This is a genomic window from Brevibacillus sp. FIR094, from assembly GCF_050477165.1.
Taxonomy (GTDB): Bacteria; Bacillota; Bacilli; order Brevibacillales; family Brevibacillaceae; genus Brevibacillus.
In genome coordinates this window covers 21,126-47,092 of record NZ_JBEAES010000031.1, presented here as the reverse complement: position 1 = coordinate 47,092, position 25,967 = coordinate 21,126, and the positions used below count along the sequence as shown (strand labels likewise).

At 47.3% G+C, this 25,967-nt stretch carries 27 protein-coding genes; 15 read left to right on the top strand and 12 right to left on the bottom strand.

Features of this window, described 5'->3' with window-relative positions; all coding sequences use genetic code 11:
* The first annotated feature begins 1 nt into the window (after position 1).
* Positions 2-1,843, top strand: coding sequence for an ABC transporter ATP-binding protein (locus ACQ5DJ_RS22985; RefSeq protein WP_429844485.1), 1,842 nt, complete (start codon positions 2-4; stop codon positions 1,841-1,843).
* Positions 1,844-1,900: 57 nt separating this feature from the next.
* On the opposite strand, the gene ACQ5DJ_RS22980 is transcribed toward ACQ5DJ_RS22985, so the two are convergent.
* The 3 genes from ACQ5DJ_RS22980 to ACQ5DJ_RS22970 form a co-directional block, all read right to left on the bottom strand.
* Complete coding sequence (locus tag ACQ5DJ_RS22980; protein ID WP_429844484.1) at positions 1,901-2,638, bottom strand: class I SAM-dependent methyltransferase; 738 nt, start codon at positions 2,636-2,638, stop codon at positions 1,901-1,903.
* Positions 2,639-2,642: 4 nt separating this feature from the next.
* The gene (locus tag ACQ5DJ_RS22975; RefSeq protein WP_429844483.1) at positions 2,643-3,392 is read right to left on the bottom strand and encodes an MBL fold metallo-hydrolase; all 750 of its coding nucleotides are present in this window, start codon (positions 3,390-3,392) and stop codon (positions 2,643-2,645) included.
* Between the two features lie 83 nt (positions 3,393-3,475).
* Positions 3,476-3,742, bottom strand: a complete 267-nt coding sequence (locus tag ACQ5DJ_RS22970) for a CD3324 family protein (RefSeq protein ID WP_429844482.1) — start codon at positions 3,740-3,742, stop codon at positions 3,476-3,478.
* Positions 3,743-3,980: 238 nt separating this feature from the next.
* Here ACQ5DJ_RS22970 and ACQ5DJ_RS22965 point away from each other — a divergent pair, with 238 nt between their 5' ends.
* From ACQ5DJ_RS22965 to ACQ5DJ_RS22955, 3 genes are all read left to right on the top strand, one after another.
* The gene (locus ACQ5DJ_RS22965) at positions 3,981-4,316 is read left to right on the top strand and encodes a zinc ribbon domain-containing protein (protein WP_429844481.1); all 336 of its coding nucleotides are present in this window, start codon (positions 3,981-3,983) and stop codon (positions 4,314-4,316) included.
* Positions 4,317-4,329: 13 nt separating this feature from the next.
* Positions 4,330-4,545, top strand: coding sequence for a hypothetical protein (locus ACQ5DJ_RS22960; RefSeq protein WP_429844480.1), 216 nt, complete (start codon positions 4,330-4,332; stop codon positions 4,543-4,545).
* An 85-nt stretch (positions 4,546-4,630) separates the two neighbouring features.
* Positions 4,631-5,461 (top strand): prohibitin family protein, encoded by an 831-nt coding sequence (locus ACQ5DJ_RS22955; RefSeq protein WP_429844479.1) that lies wholly within the window; start codon positions 4,631-4,633, stop codon positions 5,459-5,461.
* A gap of 48 nt (positions 5,462-5,509) precedes the next feature.
* On the opposite strand, the gene ahpF is transcribed toward ACQ5DJ_RS22955, so the two are convergent.
* Entirely contained in the window at positions 5,510-7,039 is a 1,530-nt protein-coding gene (gene ahpF, locus ACQ5DJ_RS22950; RefSeq protein WP_048031803.1) for an alkyl hydroperoxide reductase subunit F, read from the bottom strand.
* 13 nt (positions 7,040-7,052) lie between these two features.
* Positions 7,053-7,616 (bottom strand): alkyl hydroperoxide reductase subunit C, encoded by a 564-nt coding sequence (gene ahpC, locus ACQ5DJ_RS22945; protein WP_429844478.1) that lies wholly within the window; start codon positions 7,614-7,616, stop codon positions 7,053-7,055.
* 308 nt (positions 7,617-7,924) lie between these two features.
* On the opposite strand from ahpC, the gene ACQ5DJ_RS22940 reads away from it, so the two are divergent.
* Together ACQ5DJ_RS22940 and ACQ5DJ_RS22935 are read left to right on the top strand one after the other, a co-directional pair.
* The gene (locus tag ACQ5DJ_RS22940) at positions 7,925-8,416 is read left to right on the top strand and encodes a PH domain-containing protein (RefSeq protein WP_429844477.1); all 492 of its coding nucleotides are present in this window, start codon (positions 7,925-7,927) and stop codon (positions 8,414-8,416) included.
* Positions 8,416-9,933, top strand: coding sequence for a PH domain-containing protein (locus ACQ5DJ_RS22935; protein WP_429844476.1), 1,518 nt, complete (start codon positions 8,416-8,418; stop codon positions 9,931-9,933). The genes ACQ5DJ_RS22940 and ACQ5DJ_RS22935 overlap by 1 nt, the downstream gene beginning before the upstream one ends.
* A gap of 41 nt (positions 9,934-9,974) precedes the next feature.
* On the opposite strand, the gene ACQ5DJ_RS22930 is transcribed toward ACQ5DJ_RS22935, so the two are convergent.
* The gene (locus ACQ5DJ_RS22930) at positions 9,975-10,367 is read right to left on the bottom strand and encodes a VOC family protein (RefSeq protein WP_429844475.1); all 393 of its coding nucleotides are present in this window, start codon (positions 10,365-10,367) and stop codon (positions 9,975-9,977) included.
* Positions 10,368-10,521: 154 nt separating this feature from the next.
* Between ACQ5DJ_RS22930 and ACQ5DJ_RS22925 the strand changes: the two genes are divergently transcribed.
* Positions 10,522-11,232, top strand: coding sequence for a DUF421 domain-containing protein (locus tag ACQ5DJ_RS22925; protein WP_429844473.1), 711 nt, complete (start codon positions 10,522-10,524; stop codon positions 11,230-11,232).
* Between the two features lie 33 nt (positions 11,233-11,265).
* Here the strand turns inward: ACQ5DJ_RS22925 and ACQ5DJ_RS22920 are convergent, their stop codons facing one another.
* Together ACQ5DJ_RS22920 and ACQ5DJ_RS22915 are read right to left on the bottom strand one after the other, a co-directional pair.
* Complete coding sequence (locus ACQ5DJ_RS22920; RefSeq protein WP_429844472.1) at positions 11,266-12,126, bottom strand: S-layer homology domain-containing protein; 861 nt, start codon at positions 12,124-12,126, stop codon at positions 11,266-11,268.
* Positions 12,127-12,162: 36 nt separating this feature from the next.
* Complete coding sequence (locus ACQ5DJ_RS22915; RefSeq protein WP_429844471.1) at positions 12,163-12,993, bottom strand: MBL fold metallo-hydrolase; 831 nt, start codon at positions 12,991-12,993, stop codon at positions 12,163-12,165.
* A 140-nt stretch (positions 12,994-13,133) separates the two neighbouring features.
* On the opposite strand from ACQ5DJ_RS22915, the gene hrpB reads away from it, so the two are divergent.
* Positions 13,134-15,638: an ATP-dependent helicase HrpB gene (hrpB, locus tag ACQ5DJ_RS22910; RefSeq protein ID WP_429844470.1), complete on the top strand. Its 2,505-nt coding sequence runs from the start codon at positions 13,134-13,136 to the stop codon at positions 15,636-15,638.
* Between the two features lie 287 nt (positions 15,639-15,925).
* A complete protein-coding gene (locus ACQ5DJ_RS22905; RefSeq protein ID WP_429844469.1) occupies positions 15,926-16,639 on the top strand; it encodes a DUF4386 domain-containing protein in 714 nt (237 codons plus the stop codon).
* Positions 16,640-16,655: 16 nt separating this feature from the next.
* Here the strand turns inward: ACQ5DJ_RS22905 and ACQ5DJ_RS22900 are convergent, their stop codons facing one another.
* Together ACQ5DJ_RS22900 and bluB are read right to left on the bottom strand one after the other, a co-directional pair.
* Positions 16,656-17,237 (bottom strand): Crp/Fnr family transcriptional regulator, encoded by a 582-nt coding sequence (locus ACQ5DJ_RS22900; protein WP_429844468.1) that lies wholly within the window; start codon positions 17,235-17,237, stop codon positions 16,656-16,658.
* Positions 17,238-17,316: 79 nt separating this feature from the next.
* Positions 17,317-17,970 (bottom strand): 5,6-dimethylbenzimidazole synthase, encoded by a 654-nt coding sequence (gene bluB, locus ACQ5DJ_RS22895; RefSeq protein WP_007727497.1) that lies wholly within the window; start codon positions 17,968-17,970, stop codon positions 17,317-17,319.
* Positions 17,971-18,107: 137 nt separating this feature from the next.
* On the opposite strand from bluB, the gene ACQ5DJ_RS22890 reads away from it, so the two are divergent.
* Entirely contained in the window at positions 18,108-18,791 is a 684-nt protein-coding gene (locus ACQ5DJ_RS22890) for a response regulator transcription factor (RefSeq protein ID WP_429844467.1), read from the top strand.
* Positions 18,784-20,190: a HAMP domain-containing sensor histidine kinase gene (locus ACQ5DJ_RS22885; RefSeq protein ID WP_429844466.1), complete on the top strand. Its 1,407-nt coding sequence runs from the start codon at positions 18,784-18,786 to the stop codon at positions 20,188-20,190. The genes ACQ5DJ_RS22890 and ACQ5DJ_RS22885 overlap by 8 nt, the downstream gene beginning before the upstream one ends.
* Positions 20,191-20,278: 88 nt before the next feature.
* On the opposite strand, the gene ACQ5DJ_RS22880 is transcribed toward ACQ5DJ_RS22885, so the two are convergent.
* Entirely contained in the window at positions 20,279-21,253 is a 975-nt protein-coding gene (locus ACQ5DJ_RS22880) for an ABC transporter substrate-binding protein (protein ID WP_429844465.1), read from the bottom strand.
* A gap of 232 nt (positions 21,254-21,485) precedes the next feature.
* Between ACQ5DJ_RS22880 and ACQ5DJ_RS22875 the strand changes: the two genes are divergently transcribed.
* The 4 genes from ACQ5DJ_RS22875 to ACQ5DJ_RS22860 are packed head-to-tail and all read left to right on the top strand — an operon-like array spanning position 21,486 to position 25,283.
* Positions 21,486-23,081 (top strand): efflux RND transporter periplasmic adaptor subunit, encoded by a 1,596-nt coding sequence (locus tag ACQ5DJ_RS22875; protein WP_429844464.1) that lies wholly within the window; start codon positions 21,486-21,488, stop codon positions 23,079-23,081.
* A gap of 4 nt (positions 23,082-23,085) precedes the next feature.
* Complete coding sequence (locus ACQ5DJ_RS22870) at positions 23,086-23,817, top strand: ABC transporter ATP-binding protein (protein WP_429844463.1); 732 nt, start codon at positions 23,086-23,088, stop codon at positions 23,815-23,817.
* Positions 23,804-25,015: an ABC transporter permease gene (locus ACQ5DJ_RS22865; RefSeq protein ID WP_429844462.1), complete on the top strand. Its 1,212-nt coding sequence runs from the start codon at positions 23,804-23,806 to the stop codon at positions 25,013-25,015. Before ACQ5DJ_RS22870 ends, ACQ5DJ_RS22865 begins: the two co-directional genes overlap by 14 nt.
* 52 nt (positions 25,016-25,067) lie before the next feature.
* Complete coding sequence (locus tag ACQ5DJ_RS22860) at positions 25,068-25,283, top strand: hypothetical protein (protein WP_429844461.1); 216 nt, start codon at positions 25,068-25,070, stop codon at positions 25,281-25,283.
* A gap of 349 nt (positions 25,284-25,632) precedes the next feature.
* On the opposite strand, the gene ACQ5DJ_RS22855 is transcribed toward ACQ5DJ_RS22860, so the two are convergent.
* Positions 25,633-25,959 carry a hypothetical protein gene (locus ACQ5DJ_RS22855; protein WP_429844460.1) on the bottom strand — a complete coding sequence of 109 codons (327 nt, stop codon included), beginning with the start codon at positions 25,957-25,959 and terminating at the stop codon, positions 25,633-25,635.
* Positions 25,960-25,967 lie beyond the last annotated feature (8 nt).

The following is a 25,967-nucleotide window of genomic DNA, read 5'->3' as shown; positions in this document are numbered from 1 at the left end:
GGTGAGTCAACAGAAGCAACAACCTGTCTTTTCACCGAGACCTGGACGAGGCTTTGGCCATGCTGCTGCCAGAGGTCCAGTTAGCAAGCCCAAGAATTTTTCGGCTACGCTAAAAAGGCTCTGGCAAGCTTTTGGCAAAGAAAAAAAGCTGCTGCCGATTGTATTTGTCATTGTTTTTGTCGATGCATTACTCATGCTGTCTGCCCCTTATTTGATCGGAAAGTCGATTGATGCGATGACAGGTGGCGAGGAAGCTCTTAGCTTTTTGTCTATCATCATCCTTGCCTTGCTCGGCTCCTACATCTTAGATGGGGCACTGACCTTTTTGCAAAGCTGGTTGATGGCAGGCATCTCGCAACGGATCGTCACGAATCTGAGGCAAGCCCTTTTTGACAAGCTGCAAAAGCTGCCGATTGCTTATTTCGATGAGCGTACGCACGGGGAGTTAATGAGCAGACTCACGAATGATATCGACAACGTCAGCAACTCGATCTCTCAATCCACAACGCAGTTGATGTCAGGAGCGATCGTGATACTTGGTTCGCTGGTGATGATGCTCGTCTTATCACCGATCCTGACACTCGCATGCCTGATCACGGTGCCACTCGTGTTCCTGCTCACACGCACGATTGCCAAACGAACGAGTGTACTATTCAAAAATCAGCAGATGGAGCTGGGCAAGCTAAACGGGCACATTGAAGAGACGATTTCAGGCATTCAGGTGGTGCAGGCCTTCAATTATGAGCAAAAGGCCATTGAGGACTTTACGACGATCAATGACCGGCTCTGCAAAATCGGGATGAAGGCACAGGTATGGACGGGGTTTCTCATGCCGATCATGAACGTGATTAACAATCTCGGCTTCGCCATGGTAGCGATTATCGGAGGCGTTCTCGCTGTAAAAGGATTGATCACAGTAGGGGTGATTGCGAGCTTTCTCAGTTATTCCCGACAGTTTGTCCGTCCGCTGAACGACCTCGCGAACATTTTCAATGTGCTTCAATCCGGTGTTGCTGGAGCGGAGCGGGTGTTTGAGGTATTGGATGAACAAGAGGAACCATTGGATTCTCCAGGTGCCACTGTGCTTGCGCAGCCCAAGGGTCACGTCGTTTTTGATCAGGTCAGCTTTGGTTATCGTCCAGATCAACCGATTTTGAAAAATATAAGCTTCGAAGCACAGGCAGGCAGCACCATCGCGTTAGTTGGACCGACGGGTGCAGGCAAGACCACCATCGTAAATTTGCTCACGCGGTTTTACGATGTAACCTCAGGAACGATATATTTGGATGGAAAAGACATTCGGGAGTATTCGCGGGACAGCTTGCGGCGCAGCTTTGGCTTTGTTTTGCAGGATACGTACTTGTTTTCGGGTACCATCAAGGAAAATATTATGTACGGCAAGCCGGATGCGACAGATACGGAGGTAGTAGCCGCTGCGAAAATGGCGAATGCGGACGTGTTCATCAATCGGCTGCCGATGCGTTATGATACGATGCTGACGGAAAATGGGGGCAACCTGAGTCAGGGACAACGCCAGCTTTTGGCGATTGCCCGCGTTATACTTGCCAAGCCGTCACTACTCATACTTGACGAGGCAACAAGCAGCATCGACACACGAACAGAGCTGAATATCCAAGATGCGCTCCTCACCATTATGGAGGGACGTACGAGCTTTGTGATTGCGCATAGGCTGGGTACGATTCGGGATGCCGACACGATTATGGTTGTGGATCGGGGAGAGATCGTGGAAAAAGGCAGTCACGATGAACTTATTGAGCAGAAAGGAACCTATTATCAATTGTTTTACAATCAGTTTAAAAATCTGGAGGCTGCTGGGGAATAACAGAGCACCCCGTCTAAAAACGGAAATGACGTGGAGGACGGGGTGCTTTTTTATCGGTTAGGTTGCTTGTTTGCTGGCGGCGATCAACAAGAAGATCGGCCGACGGAGTTCGTCTCGCATCCCGGGTATATCCAGCATTTCTTCAGGAGGACCAGGTTCAGCGACTTTTGTTAGGTGAAATCCGGCAGCAAGGAGATCGTTCATATAGCTCGAAAACGTTCGGTGGTACTTGACGACTTCATGATCCAGAAAGGTGGTTTGCCGGATGCCTTCCTGCTGATAGTTGTCCACTGGCCAGTGCAAGCGTTCGCCCCCGGGTCCGTAATGCCAGTCCTGTTCAGCCTGAGCAGTGAAGACGGGATGCTCCACGGAGAACACGAAGGAACCTCCAGGAGCAAGACAATGATAAACACGTTGGCAAAGCAAGTCAAAGTGCTCGACATAATGGATGGCCAAGGAGCTGATGACGACGTCGAATTCCTCTGGAGCAAAATCAATGTCTTCAATCGGAAGACGCAAATACTCGATGGCGGGATCAGTTGTAGTCTCTCTAGCACGTGCCAGCATTTTTTCGGAAAGGTCCACACCCACAACAGAGCGGGCCTGTTGCTCACTTGCATATCGGCAGTGCCAGCCGAATCCACAGCCTAAATCGAGCACCTTTTTCTCGCGAAGGGAAGGCAGTAGCTCCCGAAACGCATGCCATTCTCCCGCGGCGTTCAGTCCCTCAACCGAACGAGCCATTTGACTGTATTTGGTGAAAAAACCTTGCTCATCGTATTTGTTCTGTTTCATCCGTTCATACCTCCTGGGGCGGGTCGTAGGCTTGGATTAGCTCCCGCAGCGCTTGCTTGACGTCCCCTTGAAACGATCCACCGTGATAGCAAATCAACTGCTCGATGTCATATTCGAGTAAGTGGTGGACAGAGCGAACCGCTTCCTGCATATCCAGCGTATAGGACGGATTGGCGATTTCGAGTCTACCGTTTTCGATCACAACCGCATCTCCGGCAATCAGCGTTTTGCTTGCGATCAAATACAACGAAATATGTCCCGGCATATGTCCAGGTGTGTGAATGATCTCGATCCCGCCACACCAAGGCAGACGTTCGTGATCCGTTACGGTGCGATTAACCGCAGTAGGCTCGATGGACTGCAAAAAGCGAATAAATTCCTTAGCGTGCTGCTGTTCACCCGACAACAGATGGTCCAGTGTTGCTTGCGCTTGCTCTAATCGCAAAGATGTTTTTTGTCCAGCGATGTATGGTGCTTCGGATTCATAGGCGATGATTTCGAGGTGCGGATAGGCTCGTTTTAACGCTGACAAAGAACCAATGTGATCCATATCGTGATGCGTCAAAATGACCTTCGTAAGGTCGTCGAGCGTTAGCTGCTTCTTGTGTGCAGCCTCCTGAAGCAGTGGCAAAAAATCGGGATAACCACAGTCCACAAGGATCAATTCATGCTGATCCTGCAGCAGCACCGGGGTAATGACCTGTGCAGATCCATTGTACATAAACGAAATGTCGAGAAAGTGAATCTGGTTCATACATTCTCCCTCCTGGCTAACTGATCTTAAAAAGGAGTGTAACGCAATTGGGAAACAGACACACGGTCGACCTTTTCTCTGTCTCATTTATGTCCACGAATAATGCGACGAATACTGTGTTCGGTCAAGTAATGTTTCCGGGCGAGCATTTTGACAGAAGCTCCTTCGTGAAATGCCTGCAAAATCGCTTGATTACGCTCGCTTAGCCATTGCTTTGTGTCTGTAGAGGTGCCCCATTGTCTTTTGTTTTCGTGGTGGATCGGGATGTACAAGTAACTTCCTTGAACATAATGCTGAATTTGCCGCAGCAGATCGTCTGGCAATAGGTCTTGTGCATTTTTGTATTTCATGTGCTTTGCTCCTGTCTATATAGCGTGATGTGCGTATATAGATGAGCAAAGAGATCCTCAACTCAATAGGGGGAAGGCTCTGAACCAAGAGAAAGGGGGAACTCTTTGCTCAGAGCCGCATTCGGCTCTTCGTACATAAGGGTCTAGCACATGAATCATCTCCCTTCTTGTCTCTATAGTAGTGAGAAAGGGGAGTTCCTTCAATAATCTTCTTTGCCCCCTTTTCCAAATAAAGGGTATGATGGGGGTGGATAAACGAATGAGTGGAGGTGGTAAGATGTTGAGAGCATGCGGAATATGCAACGAAAATCTGGATCAAAACAACCAGTGCAGCTGTACAAGGCAAGAGAGGGGTTCGTCAGACCGCAACAGGGGACGCAGAGGATGTATAAAATGCGGCTGCACGCGTACAACTGTGACACAGATGTCAGCTACAGGCGGTGGCTTATCGCGCATGTTGAATGTTCAGTATCAGGTATATGATGTCATCAGTTGCGTGAATTGCGGTTATAGTGAAATGTATAAACAAAATTCTTCGTCATCGATGAATATTGTAGATTTGTTTTTTGGATAGGGGATGAGAAAAAATGAGTCTTGGTGGTTTTCAAAGCGGCTTTTCCGCCAGCAAGGTACCACGTTCGGAAGTGCGGTGGGGACAGTTTTTAATATGCGATCACGGATGTGAGGAAGTCATCCAATTGATTTCGCATGTATCTGGTGAAGTCGAATTTGAGCTATGCAAAATCGAGGCAGAGCGAATGGCACACGTTCTTTTAGAAGCATCGAAAGCAGAGCGTTCATGACATGTATTTTTCATAAATTTCTTGAAACTTACAGCCCACTCCCTCGTATAAATGAATGAGCATGTATAGATAGGGGAGGACGAGTATGAGCGACAAAAATGTTGTAAAAATGAGTCCCTTTCAAGCTGGAGGAAAGCTAATCGCAACGATTGTGATACTGGTCTTGTTGGTTTTACTTGGTACGCAGTCTTTTACGATTATTTCAGCAGGGCATAGTGGAGTTGTGCTGCAACTGGGAGCGGTACAGCCAAAAGTGCTGCAAGAGGGCATGCATTTTAAAATTCCGTTCATCCAAACCGTGGTGCCGATGGAAGTTCGGGTGCAAAAATCAGAAATGAGTCAGACTTCTGCTTCACGTGACCTGCAAACCGTATCCACAACGATTGCCGTTAACCATCATTTGGATGCAGAAAATGTCAATAAGCTGTATCAGCAAGTGGGATTGGAGTACAATAGTCGAATTGTTGATCCTGCCATTGCCGAATCATTTAAAGCGGTGACCGCTCAATACACAGCAGAGGAACTGGTATCCAAACGTTCCGAGGTCAGCCAAAAGGTAAAAGAGGTCCTGCATAAAAAGCTGGCAAACTATAACATCATCCTCGACGAAATCAATATTCGCGAGTTTACTTTCAGTGATGAATTCAACCGCGCCATTGAATCGAAGCAGGTTGCTGAGCAACAAGCGCTGAAATCGAAGCTGGACCTGGAGCGGATCAAGATCGAGAAAGAGCAGGAAATCACGAGAGCAGAAGCACAGGCACAAGCACTGCGTCTGCAAAAGCAAGAGGTTACGCCAGAGCTGATTCAGCTCAGACAGATTGAGGCACAACTCGAAGCGATCCGCAAATGGGATGGAAAGCTGCCGAACGTAACGGGTGGAGCTACTCCGTTTATCAACGTTGGTACCCCATAACCGAATAAATAAACAAAGCCACTCCCTTGAAGAGGAGTGGCTTTGTTCTTAGTTGCGGATGAGATAATCAAAAGCTCCCAAAGCCGCAGTAGCACCAGATCCCATCGAAATGATGATCTGTTTATAAGCACTGTTCGTGCAATCACCGGCAGCAAAAACACCAGGGATGTTTGTAGAACCATGGCTGTCTACCACGATCTCACCAAAGCGAGTGCGCTCAATCGTGTCGCCCAACCAATCTGTATTCGGTACCAGACCGATCTGTACAAACACACCTTGCAATTCAATGTGCTTGGTTTCACCTGTCTCACGTTCGATGTAAGAAATACCGTTTACTTTATCCGTACCCGTAATTTCTTTGGTTTGAACGTTTTTGAGTACAGTGACATTCGGCAGACTGTAGAGACGATCTTGCAATACCGCGTCAGCTTTCAGTTCTGGCGAGAATTCCAGAACGGTTACATGCTTCACAATACCTGCGAGATCAATCGCTGCTTCCACACCTGAATTACCGCCACCAACAACTGCGACATCTTTGCCTATGAACAAAGGACCATCGCAGTGAGGGCAATACGCTACACCCTTGTTCTTGAACTCTGCTTCACCTGGTACACCCAGATTCCGCCAACGAGCACCTGTCGACAAGATGACTGTCTTACTCTTCAGAACAGCGCCGTTTTCAAGTTCAATTTCGATCAGATCCTTCTTCTCTAAACGCTTGGCACGTTGCAGCTTCATGACATCAATGCCATACTCTTTTACTTGCTTCTCCAAGTTGGCTGCGAGCTGAGGACCTTCAATGTATTTCACACTGATGAAGTTCTCAATGCCCAATGTGTCATTAACTTGACCGCCAAGGCGTTCAGCAACGAGACCAGTACGAATCCCTTTGCGTGCTGCATAGATCGCCGCACTAGCACCTGCTGGGCCACCGCCCACAACAAGCACATCATAAGGGTCTTTATTGTCAAACTCGGATGCGTCTGGAGCAGAACCCAGCTTGGCAAGAATTTCTTCCACAGTCATACGGCCGCTTTCGAAAAATTCACCATTGAGGAAAACGCTTGGCACAGCCATCACGTTCTTGCTCTCTACCTCGTCCTTGAATACGGCACCGTCAATCATTGTATGAGTAATACCAGGATTGAAGATACTCATCAAGTTCAGAGCTTGGACAACATCTGGACAATTGTGGCAACTCAAGCTGATGTAAGATTCGAACTTATATTCACCACGAAGGTCTTTGATTTGGTCAATGACACTTTGCTCGACCTTTGGAGCTCTTCCGCTAACTTGCAAGAGAGCCAATACCAAGGAAGTAAATTCGTGACCCAGTGGAGTACCAGCAAAAACGACGCCAGTATCTTCACCGACACGATTTACGCTAAAGCTAGGTGTGCGCGTTAATTCTGCTTTCTCCACACTGATCTTCAAAGACATGCTGGCTAACTCATCAATCAGTGCAAGCATCTCAGAAGATGCCTCATCGGTGCCTGCACTGACTTTGAGTACAATATCGCCTTCCAAGAGCTCGAGATATTGTTCTAGTTGCGCTTTGATTTCTTGGTCAAGGGCCATTATCTATCACACCTTAAATTTTGCCTACGAGATCAAGGCTTGGTTTCAGTGTTTTGCCACCTTCTTGCCATTTTGCTGGGCAAACTTCACCTGGATTGTTGCGAACATATTGTGCTGCTTTGATTTTGTTGATCAGAGCACTTGCATCACGGCCAATGCCACCTGCAGTAATCTCAACAGCTTGAACAACACCGTCTGGGTCGATGATGAATGTACCGCGATCTGCCAGACCTTCAGCTTCGATCAATACATCGAAGTTGCGGGAGATAACATGGGAAGGATCGCCGATCATGATGTATTCTACTTTACCGATTGCTTCAGAGCTTCCGTGCCATGCTTTATGAGTAAAGTGAGTATCTGTAGAAACGGAGTATACTTCAACACCGAGTTCTTTCAAAGTTGCATATTGGTTTTGCAGATCTTCAAGTTCAGTAGGGCAAACGAATGTAAAGTCTGCTGGGTAGAAGCAAACTACGCTCCATTGACCTTTGAAGTTTGCTTCAGTTACTTCGAGGAATTTACCTTTTTGGAATGCTTGTGCTTTAAAAGGCAATACTTCAGTTCCGATGAGTGACATAGTGTTAGCTCCTTTATATGTTTTTTGTATTGTACATATTCAGGACATGCGTTACGAGGCATGCTTGAATATAATTTACAATGATTATTATTTAATAAATGATTCAGTAAGTCAAGTTTTTTATAATGATTATAATGTGATAATTTTTATAAGGCGTTTTCTCCAGTATTTAGTATGATTCGAACGGCATAAGAGTATTCGTTTGATGCATGAAAAATTGACGATTCGTTCGTAGAAACCGGGCGGATTGTTTTACGTATGAATGAAAGAGCGAATTGACAGCGTAATAAACATACAGGAGTGATGATATGCCATCTCCAATAAGGGCACCGCAAAAAAGCTTGTCCAAGGATGCGTTCAAGGTACAACTGATTACTGAGGGGATTACGGCAGTGATCGGGTTGGTTATTTTGGCCGTCCTTTATTATCTAGATGATCGTTTTGCTTGGAAGGATTGGATCGGATGGAGTCTGCACGGATTGTTCGTGATCGGTGTGATCGCGATGATTTGGTCTTTTGTCGAGCCGTATTTTTTATATAAAAGCTGGCGATATGATATCGACGAAGATTTCCTGCAATTGAAATTCGGGGTGATCACAGAGAGACATTTCCTTGTCCCTATGACGAAAATCCAAGCAGTCTCTACGAAACAAGGACCGATTTTACGAAAGTATAGGCTGTACACTATCTCGATAAAAACAATGGGTTCCTCGCACGAAATCCCAGGACTGCCTGGGGATGTCGCTTCTCAATTAAGAGAACAGATTGCTCACTACGCCAAATTAAAGGAAGTGGAGTAGTGATGGAAGCAAAACGATACCATCTACTAAACATCCTTTTTGATCTCATCACCCAAGTAAAGCATCTGTTTTTTCCTGCGTTGATTCTGTTTGTGTTCAATCGTGACTCGACGAACGCATTCATTACGTACGGGCGAATTGTGTTTTACATCTATGTAGTAGGGATGCTGATCTATCTGGTTTTGAAATGGGTTTCGTACAAGTATAGGCTGGATGATGCTTCCTTCCATCTTTACGAAGGAATTTTTACGAAGAAAAAGCAAACGATCCCCTTTGCCAAAATCCAAAACGTCAATCGACATACGACGCTGCTGCACCGGATTTTCAAGGTGACTTCCATTCGGTTTGAGACAGGGATGGTTGGCGATGATTCTACCGTGGAGTTCGCCGTGATTTCTCTGAACGAAGCGGATCGACTGGAGGCTTACACGAAACAGGCAGTGCGAGTAGAGAAAGAGCCTGAAGCGGAAGGGAAAGAAGGAGGCGCGACCTCTTCGGAGGAAATCGGTACGCCGTATCCCACTCCTGAGCGAGCCATTCACTTTACGCCAACGAAAAAAGAGATTATCAAGGCTTCCTTCACTTCTTTCAGCTTCCTCGGGATGATTACGTTACTGGTATGGGCGTATTTCAAGCTAACCGAATATATCGACGTGGAGGAGCAGGTAGTAAGTATTTATTCGCTTATAACGAGCTCGTGGACATTGATCACACTGACAGCCGTTGGACTTCTCGTCCTATCCATCGTGTTTGGCATGGTCACGACCTATATTCGTTACGGAAAATACGAGATTTCGTCGGATCGTGAGCGAATTTACATTGCCAAAGGAGTCATCGAAGAAACAGCTTTTTCGATCGCAAAAGAAAGAGTGCAGGCGATTAAAATCAAGCAATCCTTGTTAAAGCGCATGCTGGGTCTCGCCGAAGTCAAGCTGACGGTTGTCGGCGGGGATAGTGATTCGGACAAAGATAAACAGGATGTCAGCTCACTCTATCCATTTTTACCGGTAACACGTGCGTATGAGATGATCTCAGAAATATTGCCTGCGTATGAAATTACGGAAGAAATGACGAGTCTCCCAATCAAATCGTTATGGGTTCGCTTGGTCAGATCCTGCTGGATTTGGCTTATAGGAACAGGTACGCTTTCCTACTTCAAGCCGAATATTTGGGGATGGGAGCAAGCATGGTGGATCATATCCATTGTTTTGACACTGTTCGTTCTGGTCTATGAGGTCATTGAATTCTACAACACGCGATACACCTTGAATGAACACTTCATCCAGTTCCAAACAGGTAGCTTAACCACAACGTTATTTGTCTCCAAACGAGAAAAGATTATTGAGGTCAACGTCAAGAGAGACCTTCTTCAAAAACAGTTAGGTCTCGCTTCAATCAAAACGGTCAATCGCGCCAAACCAGTGAGTCATAAAGGAGTAACAGATGTGCCGATTGAGTTGGCAGAAGGGTTTTATCAGTGGTATATGGGACGTAGAAAAGAGATCAAAGTAGAATAGAAGAAGAGAGAGCGTAGAAGGAAAAGACGAATCTTTTCCCTCTACGTTCTTGTGCTTTCAAACAGCTCCAGCCATTCCCCATCAGGACCTTTGAAGAACATATAACGCGAACCGTTCGGTAGTGTAGTTATTTCCTGATCGATAAAAGATACACGTAGTTGCATCAAGCGGTCGATTTCAGCTTCGAGGCTGTCCACAGCAAACGCCAGATGGTGGACCTTGCCCTCTACCGGCAGTGAATCGCTATATCCGTGAATGAGCTCCAGCTCTGTCTCTGTACTCCCCGGAAATCCAAGAAAAGCGAGGGTAATGACTCCGTTGGAATGAGCGAGCTTTCCTTTTAGCTCCATCCCAATCACCTCGGTGTAAAAGGCAATGGAGGCCTCCAAATCTTTTACCATCAAACCCACATGTTCCAGTTTTTTGATTGCCATATCCATTCGTTCCTTTCGACAGGTATGATTATTTCTATTGTAGAAGAATTTGTAGGAAAAGTCTGTATGCTTAAACAGTCAGGATGGGTTTTCCGTTGAAAAACATGGCTATAATTTGGATATAGTGGAAATTTTGTCATCTTTGGGGTGGAACATGGAGTCAATTCTGGAAGTAGTTGCGAGAGCAGCGCTGGCTTTTGCGATCATGATGATCATTACACGGTTGCTGGGCAAGCAGACAATCGCGCAAATGACGTATCATGACTTTGTCGCTGCGATCACTTTGGGGGCGCTGACAGCAAACCTAGCCTTTAACAACATCATCAAAATATCGCATATGATCGTGGCGTTACTCACTTTTAGCGGTATCGCCTATTCGCTCATGCTCCTCTCTCTGAAAAGCCGAAAGATGCGAAAATGGTTTTCGGGCCAGCCGACGGTGATCATCCAGGATGGAAGAATTCTTGAAGATAACATGCGCAAGCTGAAGCTGTCTTTGGATACGCTGAATCAAGAGCTGAGGGAGAGAAACATTTTTAATATCGAAGAAGTTCAATATGCTGTGCTGGAGTTGAACGGGGAGGTATCGATCCTGCGAAAACCGCAGTTTCTACCTGTCACTCGTGGAGACTTAAAGCTGAAAACGGGGAATAGGCAGGCATTCCCGATTGAATTAATCATGGATGGCCAAATCATCCAGAGCAATTTACGCCAACATAGTCTGACCATCGAGTGGCTACTCTCGCAGGTGGGCAAAAAAGGCTTGAGTGTCGCGGAAGTGAATTACGCGGTGATTAGCTCCAATGGACAAATTTACTTCGATCCGTACAAGGATGGTATCACCAATCCGATCGACAAAGAATAAGGATTCGCAAAAAACCTCCGAGATGGAGGTTTTTCACTTGCTCGAGTATTGACGGAGTGTCCCCGTTTGCTTCAAATAGTTATAAAATCTGTGCAAAATAGTGACAGCTTCCGCGCGAGTCAGCATTTCTCTCGCCTCAAATTGGCCGTTCCATGCAGTCATGATCCCTGTTTTTTGCAAAAGGGCGAGGTTTGTTCCTAGGATTCCACTGTAGTCATCCGTAAACAATATTTCATCGCCATCTTGGCCAAAGAGAAGCGGATATAGGATGTTCGTTTGGTCTCTCCCATCTTCGTTGTACCGACCATCCTCCTGAAAAAAGTCTTCAGGCGAGTTTGGGTCAAGCGAATACTGACTCAATACGATGGGAATATCCCGCATGCCAGAAAGGATTTGTAAGACCTCTGCCGCTGGAATGTCTTGGTTTTCTAACATAAAGACGGGCAGGACGTTTGCTGCACCAATTCGATTTAGTTTCGTGTCTGGGAAATAAAAATAGCCATGGGACGAATAGCGGACAGCGTTCCACCAGTCTCTTGTGACGATCGAGCTAATCTCCGTGTACGCCCAGTGATTTTTAGGCACGTCGGCAAATCGTTCGATGCGATAGTCGCCATAATCTGTCTTTTGGTTAGTCTTGTACGGTCTGTATTGATCAAACAGGCGATAGATCATGACAGTCATTTCTGCTTTATCGACCAATCTGTCAGGCTGGAAGCGACCGTCAGGATAACCACTCACGACTCCCTTATCTACCATGAAGGAAATCGAATTCATGGCCCAGCCATATTTCTTCGGATCGACATCATTAAACTTCGGTGCAGCATGAGAAACCGCAGGATAAACACTAGATAATCCCAAAATGAGTGCAAGTAACACCGTGATGACTTTCATATGTTCTCCTCTCTTTTTTTAATGAAATTGTAAGGATTATCCTTCTAGTATACTATCCGACGCTGGAAAAGGAAGGTGTTCGGCAAGAACAGATGTGACGATATGCAGCGAGTCAAACTCGCCAGACGAAGCCGCGATGATTGGCGGTTTAGAAGGAAACAGGTGCTTGTTTATTTCATGGGGAGAAAGCCCTTGGCTATGCAAATACAGGATTTCCCCAGACAGATTCTCCAAATGCTCTAGCTTTTGTTGCAAGCGTGTTTTCCCGTCAGGATGATAGCCGGAATGAGCGCAAAAGATCGACTTGAAGTCACAAGCGAGAACCGTACGAAGGGAATTCATCAAGGTGGGGATCGATTCTTCTCGTAATATGACCTTCGTTTTCACACCCATAAAAAGATCGCCACAGAACAAGCGACCAGTCCTTTCGTCCAATAGGGCTACATGGTCTTGGGCATGGCCGGGGGTATTAAGAACTTTCCATTCGATGGAGCGAGAGTGATGGATGTCATCCAAAGGTTGGGCCACAAACGGATCGCGAATCCCCCAAGTAAGCTTACGATAGAAAGGGTAGTGTGCTTTTTGGGAGCAAATGTCCATTCCTTTTTCGTGAATGAAAAGAGGGACCTGTTTATGCTGGGCAATCCACGAGGCGGTACCGACATGGTCTTCATGGCTGTGCGTCAGTACGACTGAATCAAACGAGGCTTCCTGAAACCTGTGAACGAGAGCTTGCTCGAGTACTTTCGGGCCAGTATCAACTAGCATGCCATCCGTCACATAAACATAAATCCCTGATTCCCAATCTCCTACGCGAACAATCCCTTCCAGACATGCCACGTCTTCATGATAATGAATGTGAATCATACCGCACACCTCCCATAGTGATGGAATCATTATACTATTGAATGAGTATTCAGTCATTTTGTTCGTCAAATCAAGGTGCTCAACCTACACTGCTGTATCGTGTATGATGGTAAGGATGATTGCTCGTATGAGGTGAAAACATGAATGCATTGCCGATAAATGAAGTATTGCCAGAGCTGGTAAACACACTGCGCAAAGAGACAAACGCAGTGTTGGTCGCTGCTCCAGGTGCGGGGAAGACGACGCGGGTACCACTGGCCTTGTGTGAAGAAGCTTGGTTACAAAATCGACGTATTGTCATGCTGGTCCCACGCCGACTGGCCGCACGTCAAGCTGCTACCTACATGGCTGCCTTGCTGGGGGAAGAAGTTGGACAAACGGTCGGATACAGGATCAAGCGTGAATCAAGAGTAGGTCCAGATACACGGATTGAAGTGATTACAGAAGGAATTTTGACGAGAATGCTACAGGATGATCCGGAGCTATCTGATGTCGGTCTTGTTATTTTCGACGAGTTCCACGAACGGAATTTGCACGCAGACTTAGGGCTGGCCCTTAGTCTTCAGGCACAAAGCTTGTTTCGGGAAGACCTGCGAATTCTCGTGATGTCCGCTACGCTTGATGCCGAGCCTGTGTCAGCCTTGCTGGGGAATGCTCCTGTTGTCAGTAGTAAAGGCAGGATGTTTCCGGTGGAGACGCACTTTTTGACTTCCCGGATGGAGGGGCGCCTGGAAGAAGCGGTTGTGCAGATGATCTCCCAAGCGTTGAGACATGAAGAGGGAGATGTGCTCGTCTTTTTACCGGGAGCCAAAGAAATTCAACGGGTGCAAGAGTTGCTTGAACAAAGCGGTGTGGGCACGAACTTACGGATTGCGCCTCTTTACGGAAATTTGTCGCAGGAGGAACAAGATAAGGCGATCCAGCCCGGGAAAACAGGGGAGCGCAAAATTGTCCTCGCTACCACGATTGCCGAGACGAGCTTGACTGTCGAGGGTGTACGCATCGTGATTGATAGTGGACTAAAACGGGTCCCGCGCTTTTCTCCACGAACAGGGATGACGAGACTGGAGACAGCAAAGGTATCGAGGGCGTCTGCCGACCAACGTCGAGGAAGGGCTGGACGACTTGCTCCAGGGGTCTGCTTTCGAATGTGGACAGAGCAAGAAGATCGTATGCTCATTTCACAGCAGGCACCTGAAATCATGGAAGCGGATCTGGCTGTGCTCGCTTTGGAGCTGGCTCTGTGGGGAGTTGGGTCGGCGGACGAGCTGGATTGGCTGAATCCCCCGCCGAAGGCAGCGATGGCACAGGCTCAAGAGCTGCTGCTTCAGCTGGGGGCATTAGATGAGCGGAAGCAGATCACACCACATGGACGAGTGCTGGCTGGGATGGGTGTGCATCCGAGAGTGGGCCACATGATTCAGAAAGCGAATGAACTGGGGCAAGGTGAACTGGCTTGCGAGCTGGCTGTCCTCTTGGAAGAACGCGATATTGTGCGGGGGCGCCAAGCTTCAGCAGATGCGGATATGCGTACGCGTGTTGAACTACTTCGTCAGGTAGCAAACAAACAGAGTGGGGCAGTGGAGCTTTCGATTGATGTAGGAGCATGCAAAAGACTTTGGAAGGAGGCGGCGTACTTCAAACGGGTATGGATAAACAACAAGCCTAGTGACACTTCCACTCGTGCAGAAGCGACGGGAAGACTGCTGGCGTTTGCGTACCCGGATCGGATTGCTCAGCGAAGGGTGGATGGACGTTATTTGCTTCGCAATGGGCGGGGGGCGGCTTTTTCCGTGCAGCAACCACTGACTGCTTCGCCGTATATAGTGGCAGCGGAACTCGATGACCAAGGTACAGATAGTCGGATATTACTGGCGGCTAGCTTGGACGAAAGCGAGCTGTTGAATGATTGTGCGATGCAGATTACCGAACGAATGAACGTATGGTGGGAGCAATCAGCAGGCGCAGTTCGCAGCCGTAAGCAAAAACGGTTGGGGGCAATCCTGTTGGCGGATATACCTGCGGAGGCTTCGCCAGATGAGGTGTTAACAGCATTTTTGGACGGAATAAAGGGAGAAGGCTTGGAGATTTTGCCGTGGAATCGGCAGGCGAGACAGCATCGGGAGCGTTTGTTGTTTATGCATCGTCTGGAGGAAGACTGGCCGAATGTGGAAGATGAGGCACTGCTTGCTTCCTTGGAGGAATGGCTCGCTCCCCATGTGTATGGTTTCAAAAGAAAGGAGGACTTGCAGTCGCTGTCAGTGACGACGTTGCTGGAGAGTATGCTGTCATGGGAGCAGCGCAGACAACTAGACGAGTACGCTCCGACTCATGTGATCGTCCCCAGCGGTTCCAAAATTCCTGTCGATTACAGTGATACAGCGGCACCGGTGCTTTCGGTCCGGCTACAGGAGTTGTTTGGTTGGCAAGACTCTCCGAGAATAGGCAGAGGCAGAGTACCACTGACATTGCATCTGCTTTCACCAGCTCATCGTCCGGTACAAGTGACACGGGATTTGGCGAGCTTTTGGGCAAATGCGTATTTTGAAGTGAAAAAAGATTTAAAGGGACGTTATCCCAAGCATTATTGGCCAGATGATCCGCTAGCGGCCATACCGACAAATCGGACGCGTCCACGCTTGTAAATCGATTAGCTAGGTATATTCGGGCATAGAGGAAGGGCTCGGCATCAGGTGAAATTTCCCATTTTGCTAGTTCCATGTTCGTGAGTCACGTCAATTGTGAAACCTTCTTCGTGTTCGGGCACGTCAGGAAGATACCGTGAATCACGTACTACCCCCTCTACCTTTATTATGCTGCCTGTTGATCAGGCGGTTTTTTTTTGAAAAAATGCAGAATTGATTTAAGTCAATGACCGTCTCTAACCATCCTCCTACAATAAAATGAAACAATGCAAAACAGGAGGGGTCTTATGGCGATCTCAATCAATCAGCCATCGATTCAGAGAAAATCGGCTCTGATTGCGGGTGTTTCACTTCTCATCATGGTGTTTGCTTCCTTTTTTTCTTTCGGTTTTGTTCATGGAAATCTTGTCGTAGAAGGAGATCCCAACGCAACCTTCCACAATATCCGGACATCCACTGTGCTTTTCCAAGCGGAAATTTTGGGATGGCTCATGATCCTGATCACGGACATACTCGTCGCCTGGGGGCTCTATCTCTTTTTGAAGCCTACGAATAAATACTTGTCCTTACTCGCTGCGTGGTTCCGTCTAATGTATACGGCTGTTTTGGGAATGGCCATACTGAACCTGCTCATTGTTTTGCTCCTCGCGAAAAGTGCTGCTCCGAATTCCTACTTGCCAATCGAGCAGGTTCCAGGACAAATGATGCTTTACTTGGAGGCATTTCAATCCATTTGGTCGATTGGCTTACTTATTTTTGGTGGGCATCTGATGATGATCGGGTATATGGTATTTCAATCAGAAAGTATCCCGAAAGTCATTGGCTTGTTATTGGTGCTGGCCTCCATCGGTTATATTTTCATCAACGTAAGCAACTTGTTTGATTGGCAAAATATCGAGATCATTTCAATTCTGACCGCCATCTTTCAAATACCCATGATCGCAGGAGAGCTGGGCTTTGGGATCTGGTTACTGTTCAAGGGCGGGAAATTACCCAGGTAAAGATGACGACTCGCTGCTATTTATCGATAGAGACCCTCTTTTTGATTCGACTTAACGACTCTGGCGTCATGCCAAGATAGCTCGCCAATTGATGCTGGGGCACACGATCAATTAAGTGAGGGCGTTTTTGCAAAACGGTTTTGTAACGTTCTTCGGGTGTGGAAGCGATGAAGGAAGCGAACTCATCTTGTATCTCGCCAAGGTTTTCTTCTAACATCTTGCGTGACATGGTTTCCAATTGTGCGAATTTGTTGAACATGTCGCTTACCGTATCAAGATTGCCGACAACCAATGTACAGTCTTCGAGACAAGCTAAAAAATATGCAGATGACTGATCTAGCTTACGCTGCCCCAGGTTCACAATGGTTTGTTCTTCTGTGTAGAATTGGGAGGTAACTTCTTTCCCCGTCTCATCTATTGAATACTGTCTGACACATCCCTTCAATACAAAATAACATTTCGTGGGAACATCTCCTTGTCGAAGCAGTATCGTTCCTTTTTTATATTCCTCCGTAACGATTTCTTCAACGATTGCCTGTTGTTCTTTTTCAGAAAGGGTTGTAAATCTAGTTAGGTATTTCAATAGAATTTCTTTCATTTCGTGTTCCTTTCCTGAAAGAAAAAGGCTCCCATGCTCGAAACGGGAACCTTTTTTCTTTTTAGTCTTTCGTCGCGGCTTACGCCTTGCTCCCCCACTGCTCCCGATAAATCAACTGTTGTAGGTCCTCGCGTTGTCTCCATTGGTGCAACTCCAAGAGTGGACGTTCCGGATAATGATCCGTGTAGCCGATCGACAGCAATGCGACAGGATCGATATGCGGCGGTATGTTCAGGATACGACGCACGTCTGCCTTCTTATAAAAACTGACCCAGCCCATCGCCAAATCTTCTGCGTAGGCTGCCAGCCACATGTTTTGGATCGCACAGCTGACAGACATAATATCTGTTTCCGGGATGGAATTGCGTCCGAGTACATGGTCTCCGCCACGTGTAGGATCACAAGTGACACAGATGGTGACAGGCGCTTCCTTGATCCCTTGAATTTTCAACTCTAAAAAGGTCGACTCTCGTCCCGTACCTTCGTAGTGGATGGCTAGCGCCCGGCGTTCTTTATCCGCACATTCTGCGAGAGCTTGTTTGGTTGCGTCGTCTTCTACCAGGACAAAATTCCAAGGCTGCATGAATCCGACAGAAGGAGCATGGTGGGCAGCAGCCAAGATCATGGCGAGCTTTTCTGGGGCGACAGGGTCTTGACGAAAGCTACGAATATCGCGACGATTACTGATGGCTTTATACAAACCGTTTTTTTCTTCCGCGGTTAAGCGTTTCATGAGAAAAACCTCCCTATTTGCATTCAGGTCTCTTTATTTTACTTATAAAGTATGCTTCCTTCCAGACATCTGCTTGACATATTCATGTCCTACGCTAAAGGGGAGAGTAGTCCGAGCAGAGGGGAGAGAGTACGAGCATGCAAAACATCTTAATCGTGGAAGACGAGTTACCCATCTCTCGGGTATTGAAGGCGTACTTGGAAAAAAATAATTTTCAGGTCGAACAAGCATTTAACGGCGAGGAAGCAGAGCGGAAGTTTGATTCACTCAATCCTGCGCTCGTCTTGCTGGATGTGATGCTACCTGGACGAAGCGGATGGAGTATTCTCGAATATATTCGGGCGAAAAGCTCGTGTCCGGTCATCATGCTGACAGCGTTGGGACAAATCGATAACAAGCTGGCGGGCTTGAACAAAGGCGCCGATGATTATATCACCAAGCCCTTTATTGCTGACGAAGTGGTCGCTCGCGTACATGCAGTATTACGTCGTTCGAAACAATTGATAGAAGGAAGTAATGTAAAGAAGTTTGGCAGTCTGAATGTCGACTTCAAGGCGTATTCAGTCATGCTACACGGCATTGAGCTGGCCTTCACTCCAAAGGACTTGTATCTGTTTCTCTTTTTGGCACAGTACAAAAATCAGACGTTCACCAGAGAACAATTAATTGAACAAGTGTGGGGGATGGACTACGAAGGAAGTGATCGCGCAGTAGACCTAGCGATCAAACGCATCAGACGATCCTTGGAGAATTGGCCGACATCCGAAGGGGAAATTCGAACATACCGGGGCTTGGGATACAAGCTATGTGTATATGAGTGAGAAAAGGCGAACCTCCTTATTTCGTTATTGGACGACCCGTTATTTGATCACATTGTGTATCGGCCTTTTCGTGATCGGGGTTGCGTCCAGCTACTGGATTTCGTACAGTGAGACCCAAAAACGCCTTGATTTTATGAAGCTGATGGCAGCAGAAGTATCGGACCGGGTCGTCGATGCAGATGGCAATGTGAAGATGGCTCCTTTTCTGTTTCGGATTGTGGACAGTCGTCAGCAGTCACTCGGAGTCAATTACAAACCAATCTTGGTCATTTTAGATGAACAGAAGCGACCTGTGTTTGGCGTTCCAGGGCCTTTTTCTGGGGAACTGAAGCGCATTGCTCCTAATTTGGTAGAAGCGGATGACAGCATGTCACAGATTCAACTGGAGCGGGGCAGCGACGTGCTTTTCGTAAAGGAAAGCATTGAGGTTAATGACCGAGTCGTAGGCTGGGTCATGCTATTCATCCCACAACAGCATGTGATGCGAAGCACGACCGAATTCCAGTTGCTGACGATCATGCTAGTTAGTCTTGGATTGCTTGGGTGGCTCATTATTTATTTACTGACAAAAAAGTTATCTCAGCCCATTAAAGATGTGGCCGACGCCGCTAAGCAAATCGTACTGGGGAATTATGAGATTCATTTGGATAAAAACAAGCGCGAACAAGAGGTATATGAGCTGATCCATTCTTTTAAAGAAATGGCAGATCGGCTGCAACAGCTTGAAATGATGCGTACGGAGCTGTTAGCAGGCGTGACCCATGAGCTGAAGACTCCCGTGACCTCCATCAGTGGCCTGTTGCAAGCGGTGAAGGATGATGTCGTGAGTGGAGAAGAGGCCAAGGAGTTTTTAGATATTTGTACAAAAGAAACGACGCGTCTGCAGAAGATGGTAGAGGATTTGCTCGATTTTAACTCTTTTGCTGTCGGTGACATTCGCATCCGCCCACAACCGCAAAACATGCAAGAGCTCATCCTGGAAATCACGCACCAATGGAAGATTGCACAGGAAGAAGAAAAGCTTATTTTGCACATCGAAAAACCGCCTGAACCAATCGTGGTGCAGACCGACCCGTTACGTGTGCAGCAGGTCATGTACAATCTATTAAATAATGCTGCGCAGGCAATGGAATCAGAGGGGCGGATTTCCGTGTCCTTATCGGCAACAGCAGAAGAAATCCGCATTGACGTGAAGGACAATGGACGTGGGATACCGATAGAAGAACAGTCTTTGATTTTCGAGCGATTCTACCGAGGCGAGGACAAGAAGCATATCGTTCGTGGGCTGGGGCTTGGTCTTTCTTTTAGCAGAATGATTGCCCAAGCGTTAGGCGGTAGGTTGACCCTGACAGAAAGTACCTTGTCGGGCAGTACATTCACCTTGATTTTGCGTAAATAACATACGTATGGACAAAAAGCGACTAGGTTAGGCCCGGTCGCATTTTTTTTATACATTATGGACAATGAACAAGCCCCACCGCGATACGTTATTTTACAAATTCCAAGACCTGATCAATGATGTGATTAGCCCCCATCGGAGTAACTCCACGATTCCACAGTTGTTGTTCCACGATATAAACCTGATTTTTTTGAACGGCGGAGAGTCCTTTCCATACCGCTGAGCTTTTCATTTCAGCCAATTTATTTTTTGCTTCTTTTTCTACATTCTCCATCAAAAAGATATGGTCTGGATTCAAGGCTGGCAGCTCTTCAAAAGAAATCGGTATCATCGGCTTGTTACCTTCCAGTTTCACCCCTTGTAGATCTAGTTCCTGATGAATGATTCTCCCGATACGAGTATCGTCGACCCCATATACTCGAAGCTCCTTTGGCATGACACGCATGACGACAAATACTTCATTACCCGCACGCTTGTCCAATTCTATTTTGGCAGCTTCTACCTTGTCCAAATATTTCTTCAGTTCTTGTTGTGCCAGCTCCTCTTTTCCTACGATTTTACCGAACTCTAGCAGCATTTGACGCCAGTCTCCTTGCAGTTCACTACTTATGAATATCGTAGGAGCAATTTTGCGCAGTTGATCGGCAACTTTTTCATGGGAAGGTCCAAAAGCGATAATCAGGTCGGGTTCAGACTCAAGAAGGCGCTCCATGTTCAACGACTCTGAGCTGCCAATGGGAATGACACCTTCCATCTCTTTGGCGATATAGGGTAAAAACTGATCATTCACTAAGGAAGTAGTGGCTGCGTAAGGCTTTATTCCAAGTGTTAATAACGGATCAGAGAAATAGTCGAGCAGAACGGCAATTTTTTGTGGGCTGGCTGGGATCTCCACGTCCGAATAAGCATCTTTATAGGTTCGAGTGAGCAGGGACTGACTTTCTGTCTGTTCGTTGGCGCTTTGTTCCTTTGGCGAAGCAGTAGAGCCACATCCTGAAATATGTAAAACAACTGCTAAAAGAAGGAGGAGAAAAAATAGCCTCAAACGGAATGCACGATACATGGAAGTAACCTCCTAATGAAAAATGTTGAAATCAATATTGATTATCATTATCAATTGGATTCGAGCTAATTATAGGGTGACTTTATTCGATCGTCAATACTTACTGAGAATCGTTCTCTTTTGTTGAGTCCAGTATGAAGCTATCTGACTTTCCCCTGACGTATTCGTTCCGTATAGTGGTCGCAATCAAAAAGACAAGTCTTCAATCAAGTAGACGGTAGGAGGACTGAGCGTGACTCACAAGGAGAAAAAGAGAGAGTTGTTTTCGAAAGTAGGAAGCAACAAGAAAAGGTGGATGGTTGGAGTTTTGGTTGTCGGGGCCGTGGGCGTTTCAGGTGGTATATTCGGCTACCAGTCGTTATTTACCCCACAATCGGCGCAGGCCGCTTTTCAAGTAGAGACGGTAAAAAGGGGAGACATCTCAGAAGTCGTGCAGGCGTCAGGCACTGTCCAGGCTTCCAAGCGCTCGTCTCTCTCGTTTTCTGATGCAGAAGAAGCTAAGGATGCGATTTCTACCATTGAGGTCGGCGTTGGTGATGCTGTGAAGGCAGGGCAAGTTCTGGCGACGATGGACGATTCCGTAGCGAGAATCCAGGTGACCAATGCGGAAGCCAATCTTTTATCGGCGCAAGCCAAGCTAGAGGAGGCACAAAAGCGCAAGAGTGCCGCTGAAATCACTTCTTTGCAAGCTGCCGTCAATCAGACCAAGAACGAATGGGAGCTGGCAAAGCAAAACATTGATGGAAAAAAAGCGGCGAATGACGTAGAGAAGGCAAAAGCCAACTTAGAGAGTGCCCAGAAGACGTACACTTCTCAGCAGGCCTTGTTTGCGGCAGGTGCGATTGCCAAGAGTGAATTCGACAGTGCCCGGTCCGCGTTGGACCAAGCCCAACGCGATTACAACTCGGCGGTATTAACAGCCGGACAGACGACAGGGCAGGCCAGTGTAAAGGTAGAGCAGGCTTTGGCTGCGTATCAAACAGCGCAAGAAGCGTTGCAGGAAGCGAATGAAGGCCCCGATGCCGCCACAGTATTATCGGCCAAAGCAGCGGTGGAACAGGCAAAAGCGGGGCTGCAACAAGCACAAAAAGCACTGAGAGCAGTCACCTTGAAAGCACCAATGGACGGTGTGATCGTCCAAATGAATGGCAATGTAGGAGAAATACCCGGCAATGATTTCATTATCATGGATAATTCGAATAGCGGAGATTTAGAGGTATTGGCCCAGATTAGCCAGAGTGACATCGGAAAAGTTCAGGAAGGCTTGCCTGTGACGTTTACGACGAGTTCTTATGCGGATGAGACGTTCCGTGGAAAAGTAAAGCTGATCTATCCAGAAGCGAAAACCGACGCTGGAGTCACCACTTATGATGTGCTTTTGTCTGTGGCAAACCAAGATAACAAATTGAAGATCGGGATGACGATGAACGTCGCGATCGAACGAGGAACCCATAAAAATGTGCTTGTGGTACCTGCGCAAGCGCTGCAAACGCAAAATGGCAAGGATGGCGTGTATGTGCTAAGAGAGGCTGCTGCACAACAAGCTGGTGAAGGAGCGGAAGGAAATCAGGCTGAGGCGAAGCAAGCGAATAACCGCAGTGGAGGCAAAGAGGGCAGAGCGAATATGCCGTATCGATTTGTTCCGATCAAAATGGGGTACTTCACTGCCGATCAGGTAGAGGTGACGGAGGGTCTTACCGAAGGAGAGCGCGTCGTCATCCTCGTAAATACACAGACCTCAGCTGGAACGAGTCAAAATGGAAATCGAATGGGCGGCGGCGGTATGCCGGGATTCGGCGGAATGGGCGTCCAGATAAGGGGACGGTAAGCAGATGAAACCGGTCATTCAAATAGAAGAGCTGAGAAAACAGTACGTCATCGGAGATCAGGAGATTTATGCACTCAGGGGTGTCAGCTTGTCGATTGAGGAAGGGGACTTCGTGGCAATCATGGGCCCCTCCGGTTCAGGCAAGTCTTCCATGATGAATGTGATTGGCTGTCTGGATAAGCCTACCTCGGGAGAATTTTTTTTAGACGGCTATCCTGTATCACAAGCACATGACGATGAATTAGCGGTTATCCGCAATCAGAAAATCGGCTTTGTTTTTCAAAATTTTAATCTGTTGCCACGTACAACCGCAGTTGAAAATGTAGAGCTTCCTCTATTATATGGAGGCACGTCTGCACGGGAACGAAGAGAAAAAGCTATCCGGGCATTAACGAGTGTCGGGCTGGCAGAGCGATTGAACAACAAGCCCAATGAGCTGTCAGGTGGACAGCAGCAACGCGTGTCGATCGCGCGAGCTCTCGTCAATGATCCCGTCATCCTGCTGGCAGATGAGCCGACAGGGGCGCTGGACACGAAGACGAGTGAAGAGATCATGGGTATTTTTCAAAAGCTGAACGATGAGGGCAAAACGGTTATTTTGGTGACACATGAACCTGATATTGCGGAGTATGCCAAGAGGATCGTCCGGTTTCGTGATGGGCAAATCATCGCGGATGAAGTGGTGGAGGATCGCAGGAGGGTGTCGATGGAGGGGAGAGCAGATGAGCTTTATTGAATGTGTACGCATTTCATTTCGCAGCATCAGGGCAAATGGTTTGCGCTCCGTTCTCACGATGCTGGGAATCATCATCGGTGTGGCAGCTGTTATCGCGATGGTGGCGATCGGGGAAGGGACTTCCACGTCTGTTGCATCGCAAATCAATGGTTTAGGGAGCAACCTGCTGATTGTCACACCTGGACAGGCGACACAAGGCAGGGTAAGCCTTGGGGCTGGCTCTCTGAATACGCTGACGATGGCAGATGTAGAAACCCTGATGCAAAAAGAGTCCATTTCGGGTGTGGCTCCCAGCGTCAATGCGCGGGGGCAGATTGTCTGGGGAAGCAATAACTATTCCAGTACCCTCGAGGGGACGTCAGCCGATTTCCCTCAGGTGAGGAATGTAGAAGTAGGACAAGGGCGTTTCTTTAGCAACTTTGAAGTGAAGATGCAATACAACGTGGCTGTCGTGGGGACAGAGGTGGTCAGCAACCTGTTTAAAGGAGCGAATCCAGTAGGGCAAACTGTTCAGATCAACCGGATTCCGTTTACGATCATCGGCGTATTGCAGAGCCAGGGAAGCTCAGGCATGACAAACAACGACGATCGGATCATCATTCCGATTACCACTGCGATGAACAGGTTGACTGGAGGCAAAAACGTGGGCTCGATCTATGTCTCGGCAGCATCGTCGGACTTGATGGAGAAGGCGCAACAAGATATTCAGCAAGCCCTTCGTGCCAATCACAAACTACGGCCACAAGTTGCCGATGATTTCCGCATTACGTCTCAGTCAGATATTTTAAGTACGGCACAGTCAGTATCCAGCTCGATGACCGCGCTGCTATCTGGCATTGCCGCTATCTCGCTGATTGTTGGCGGGATCGGCGTAATGAACATTATGCTTGTTTCTGTCACGGAGCGAACACGGGAGATCGGGATTCGCAAGGCGATTGGAGCCAAGCGGGGAGATATTCTCCGCCAGTTTTTGATCGAAGCGGTTACGCTTAGCCTGATTGGCGGGGTGATTGGTATTGCCTTAGGGGTAGGGGCTGCGTTACTGGTTAGCAAGCTCGGTCAGATGGCGACCTCAATTAGTCTGTCGCCGATCATGTATGCGTTTTTGACCTCTACATTGGTCGGTGTCATTTTTGGTGTGTATCCGGCGAGAAAAGCAGCACAGCTCAAGCCAATTGACGCACTGCGGTATGAGTGAGTGTGTAATTTTACCAATCCGGGCATACTAGCCGTGAGAGGTGTTGGTGCTGATGGAAAAAAGCGTTCAATTTTCCGTACCATGGCGAGAAGCGACACGCATTGTGAAAAGGATCAAAACAAGCAAATTGCGTTATTTTGTCAGACAACCAGAGGGCAAGACCAGTGTTGCGTTCGTCTTTCCTCGAGTTAGCGTCAGCCAATATGTCTATTTGTATATCATTTTTGGACCAAGAGCTGCTGATGTGCTCAACAACGATAGCAAATAGAATGATCCCTGATCGCCCGAGCAGGCGTCAGGGATTTGCAATAATTCACAGGAAAACAAAACCTGACACTTTTCGATAGGACTGTTTCATAGTACAATTCCAATATGAACGAACTTGGGGAAGTTCGGGATGGCGGCACCCAATCTGTGCAGAAGGGCCGCCTCTTTTTTTTGCTATTGTACAAAAATAGGTACAATTACCTGAATATACAGCTGGCATGAGTGGGTAGTTGGATATAGAATGAGCTTATTCACGTGAATACAACGTACTGCTCTCTCCCAAGATTTGATCTTGGGGCTTTTTTTTGTTCAAAATGCATGAAAAAAAGCCGTTTCTCATAACGGCTCTGTTATCGATAGGTAGGTTGAAAGCTTCCTTTCAGCAAGGCATCAATTAATTGCTCCTGGGTGAGAGAAATCGTGATGCCCATCCCAGGCAGATCGACAGAAAAAACATTCTCTCGGTACAAATACCAGAGATCGCCTGTCGGCTCAATGGAATAGACGTGAATATTTTTCTGTGAATGCTGGCCTGCCTTTTGGATTTCCCGCAACGCCGTAAACAGTTCTCCCCAAACAGGCAGATAAGGCTTCGTTTGGTGCTGCACAATCGCTTGGATCAGTTGGTTTTTCACGAGAGAAATAGCATCCATGGTTGAGTGGTTCAACGAAAGCATGACCGTTA

Excerpts from the sequence above, each read along its gene's own strand:
- ACQ5DJ_RS22980 (WP_429844484.1), bottom strand. The coding sequence starts at position 2,638 with ATGAAACAGAACAAATACGATGAGCAAGGTTTTTTCACCAAATACAGT.
- ACQ5DJ_RS22975 (WP_429844483.1), bottom strand. The coding sequence starts at position 3,392 with ATGAACCAGATTCACTTTCTCGACATTTCGTTTATGTACAATGGATCT.
- ACQ5DJ_RS22970 (WP_429844482.1), bottom strand. The coding sequence starts at position 3,742 with ATGAAATACAAAAATGCACAAGACCTATTGCCAGACGATCTGCTGCGG.
- ACQ5DJ_RS22965 (WP_429844481.1), top strand. The coding sequence starts at position 3,981 with ATGATGGGGGTGGATAAACGAATGAGTGGAGGTGGTAAGATGTTGAGA.
- ACQ5DJ_RS22960 (WP_429844480.1), top strand. The coding sequence starts at position 4,330 with ATGAGTCTTGGTGGTTTTCAAAGCGGCTTTTCCGCCAGCAAGGTACCA.
- ACQ5DJ_RS22955 (WP_429844479.1), top strand. The coding sequence starts at position 4,631 with ATGAGCGACAAAAATGTTGTAAAAATGAGTCCCTTTCAAGCTGGAGGA.
- ahpF (WP_048031803.1), bottom strand. The coding sequence starts at position 7,039 with ATGGCCCTTGACCAAGAAATCAAAGCGCAACTAGAACAATATCTCGAG.
- ahpC (WP_429844478.1), bottom strand. The coding sequence starts at position 7,616 with ATGTCACTCATCGGAACTGAAGTATTGCCTTTTAAAGCACAAGCATTC.
- ACQ5DJ_RS22940 (WP_429844477.1), top strand. The coding sequence starts at position 7,925 with ATGCCATCTCCAATAAGGGCACCGCAAAAAAGCTTGTCCAAGGATGCG.
- ACQ5DJ_RS22930 (WP_429844475.1), bottom strand. The coding sequence starts at position 10,367 with ATGGCAATCAAAAAACTGGAACATGTGGGTTTGATGGTAAAAGATTTG.
- ACQ5DJ_RS22925 (WP_429844473.1), top strand. The coding sequence starts at position 10,522 with ATGGAGTCAATTCTGGAAGTAGTTGCGAGAGCAGCGCTGGCTTTTGCG.
- ACQ5DJ_RS22920 (WP_429844472.1), bottom strand. The coding sequence starts at position 12,126 with ATGAAAGTCATCACGGTGTTACTTGCACTCATTTTGGGATTATCTAGT.
- ACQ5DJ_RS22915 (WP_429844471.1), bottom strand. The coding sequence starts at position 12,993 with ATGATTCACATTCATTATCATGAAGACGTGGCATGTCTGGAAGGGATT.
- hrpB (WP_429844470.1), top strand. The coding sequence starts at position 13,134 with ATGAATGCATTGCCGATAAATGAAGTATTGCCAGAGCTGGTAAACACA.
- ACQ5DJ_RS22905 (WP_429844469.1), top strand. The coding sequence starts at position 15,926 with ATGGCGATCTCAATCAATCAGCCATCGATTCAGAGAAAATCGGCTCTG.
- ACQ5DJ_RS22900 (WP_429844468.1), bottom strand. The coding sequence starts at position 17,237 with ATGAAAGAAATTCTATTGAAATACCTAACTAGATTTACAACCCTTTCT.
- bluB (WP_007727497.1), bottom strand. The coding sequence starts at position 17,970 with ATGAAACGCTTAACCGCGGAAGAAAAAAACGGTTTGTATAAAGCCATC.
- ACQ5DJ_RS22890 (WP_429844467.1), top strand. The coding sequence starts at position 18,108 with ATGCAAAACATCTTAATCGTGGAAGACGAGTTACCCATCTCTCGGGTA.
- ACQ5DJ_RS22885 (WP_429844466.1), top strand. The coding sequence starts at position 18,784 with ATGAGTGAGAAAAGGCGAACCTCCTTATTTCGTTATTGGACGACCCGT.
- ACQ5DJ_RS22880 (WP_429844465.1), bottom strand. The coding sequence starts at position 21,253 with ATGTATCGTGCATTCCGTTTGAGGCTATTTTTTCTCCTCCTTCTTTTA.
- ACQ5DJ_RS22870 (WP_429844463.1), top strand. The coding sequence starts at position 23,086 with ATGAAACCGGTCATTCAAATAGAAGAGCTGAGAAAACAGTACGTCATC.
- ACQ5DJ_RS22865 (WP_429844462.1), top strand. The coding sequence starts at position 23,804 with ATGAGCTTTATTGAATGTGTACGCATTTCATTTCGCAGCATCAGGGCA.
- ACQ5DJ_RS22860 (WP_429844461.1), top strand. The coding sequence starts at position 25,068 with ATGGAAAAAAGCGTTCAATTTTCCGTACCATGGCGAGAAGCGACACGC.
- ACQ5DJ_RS22855 (WP_429844460.1), bottom strand. The coding sequence starts at position 25,959 with ATGCTTTCGTTGAACCACTCAACCATGGATGCTATTTCTCTCGTGAAA.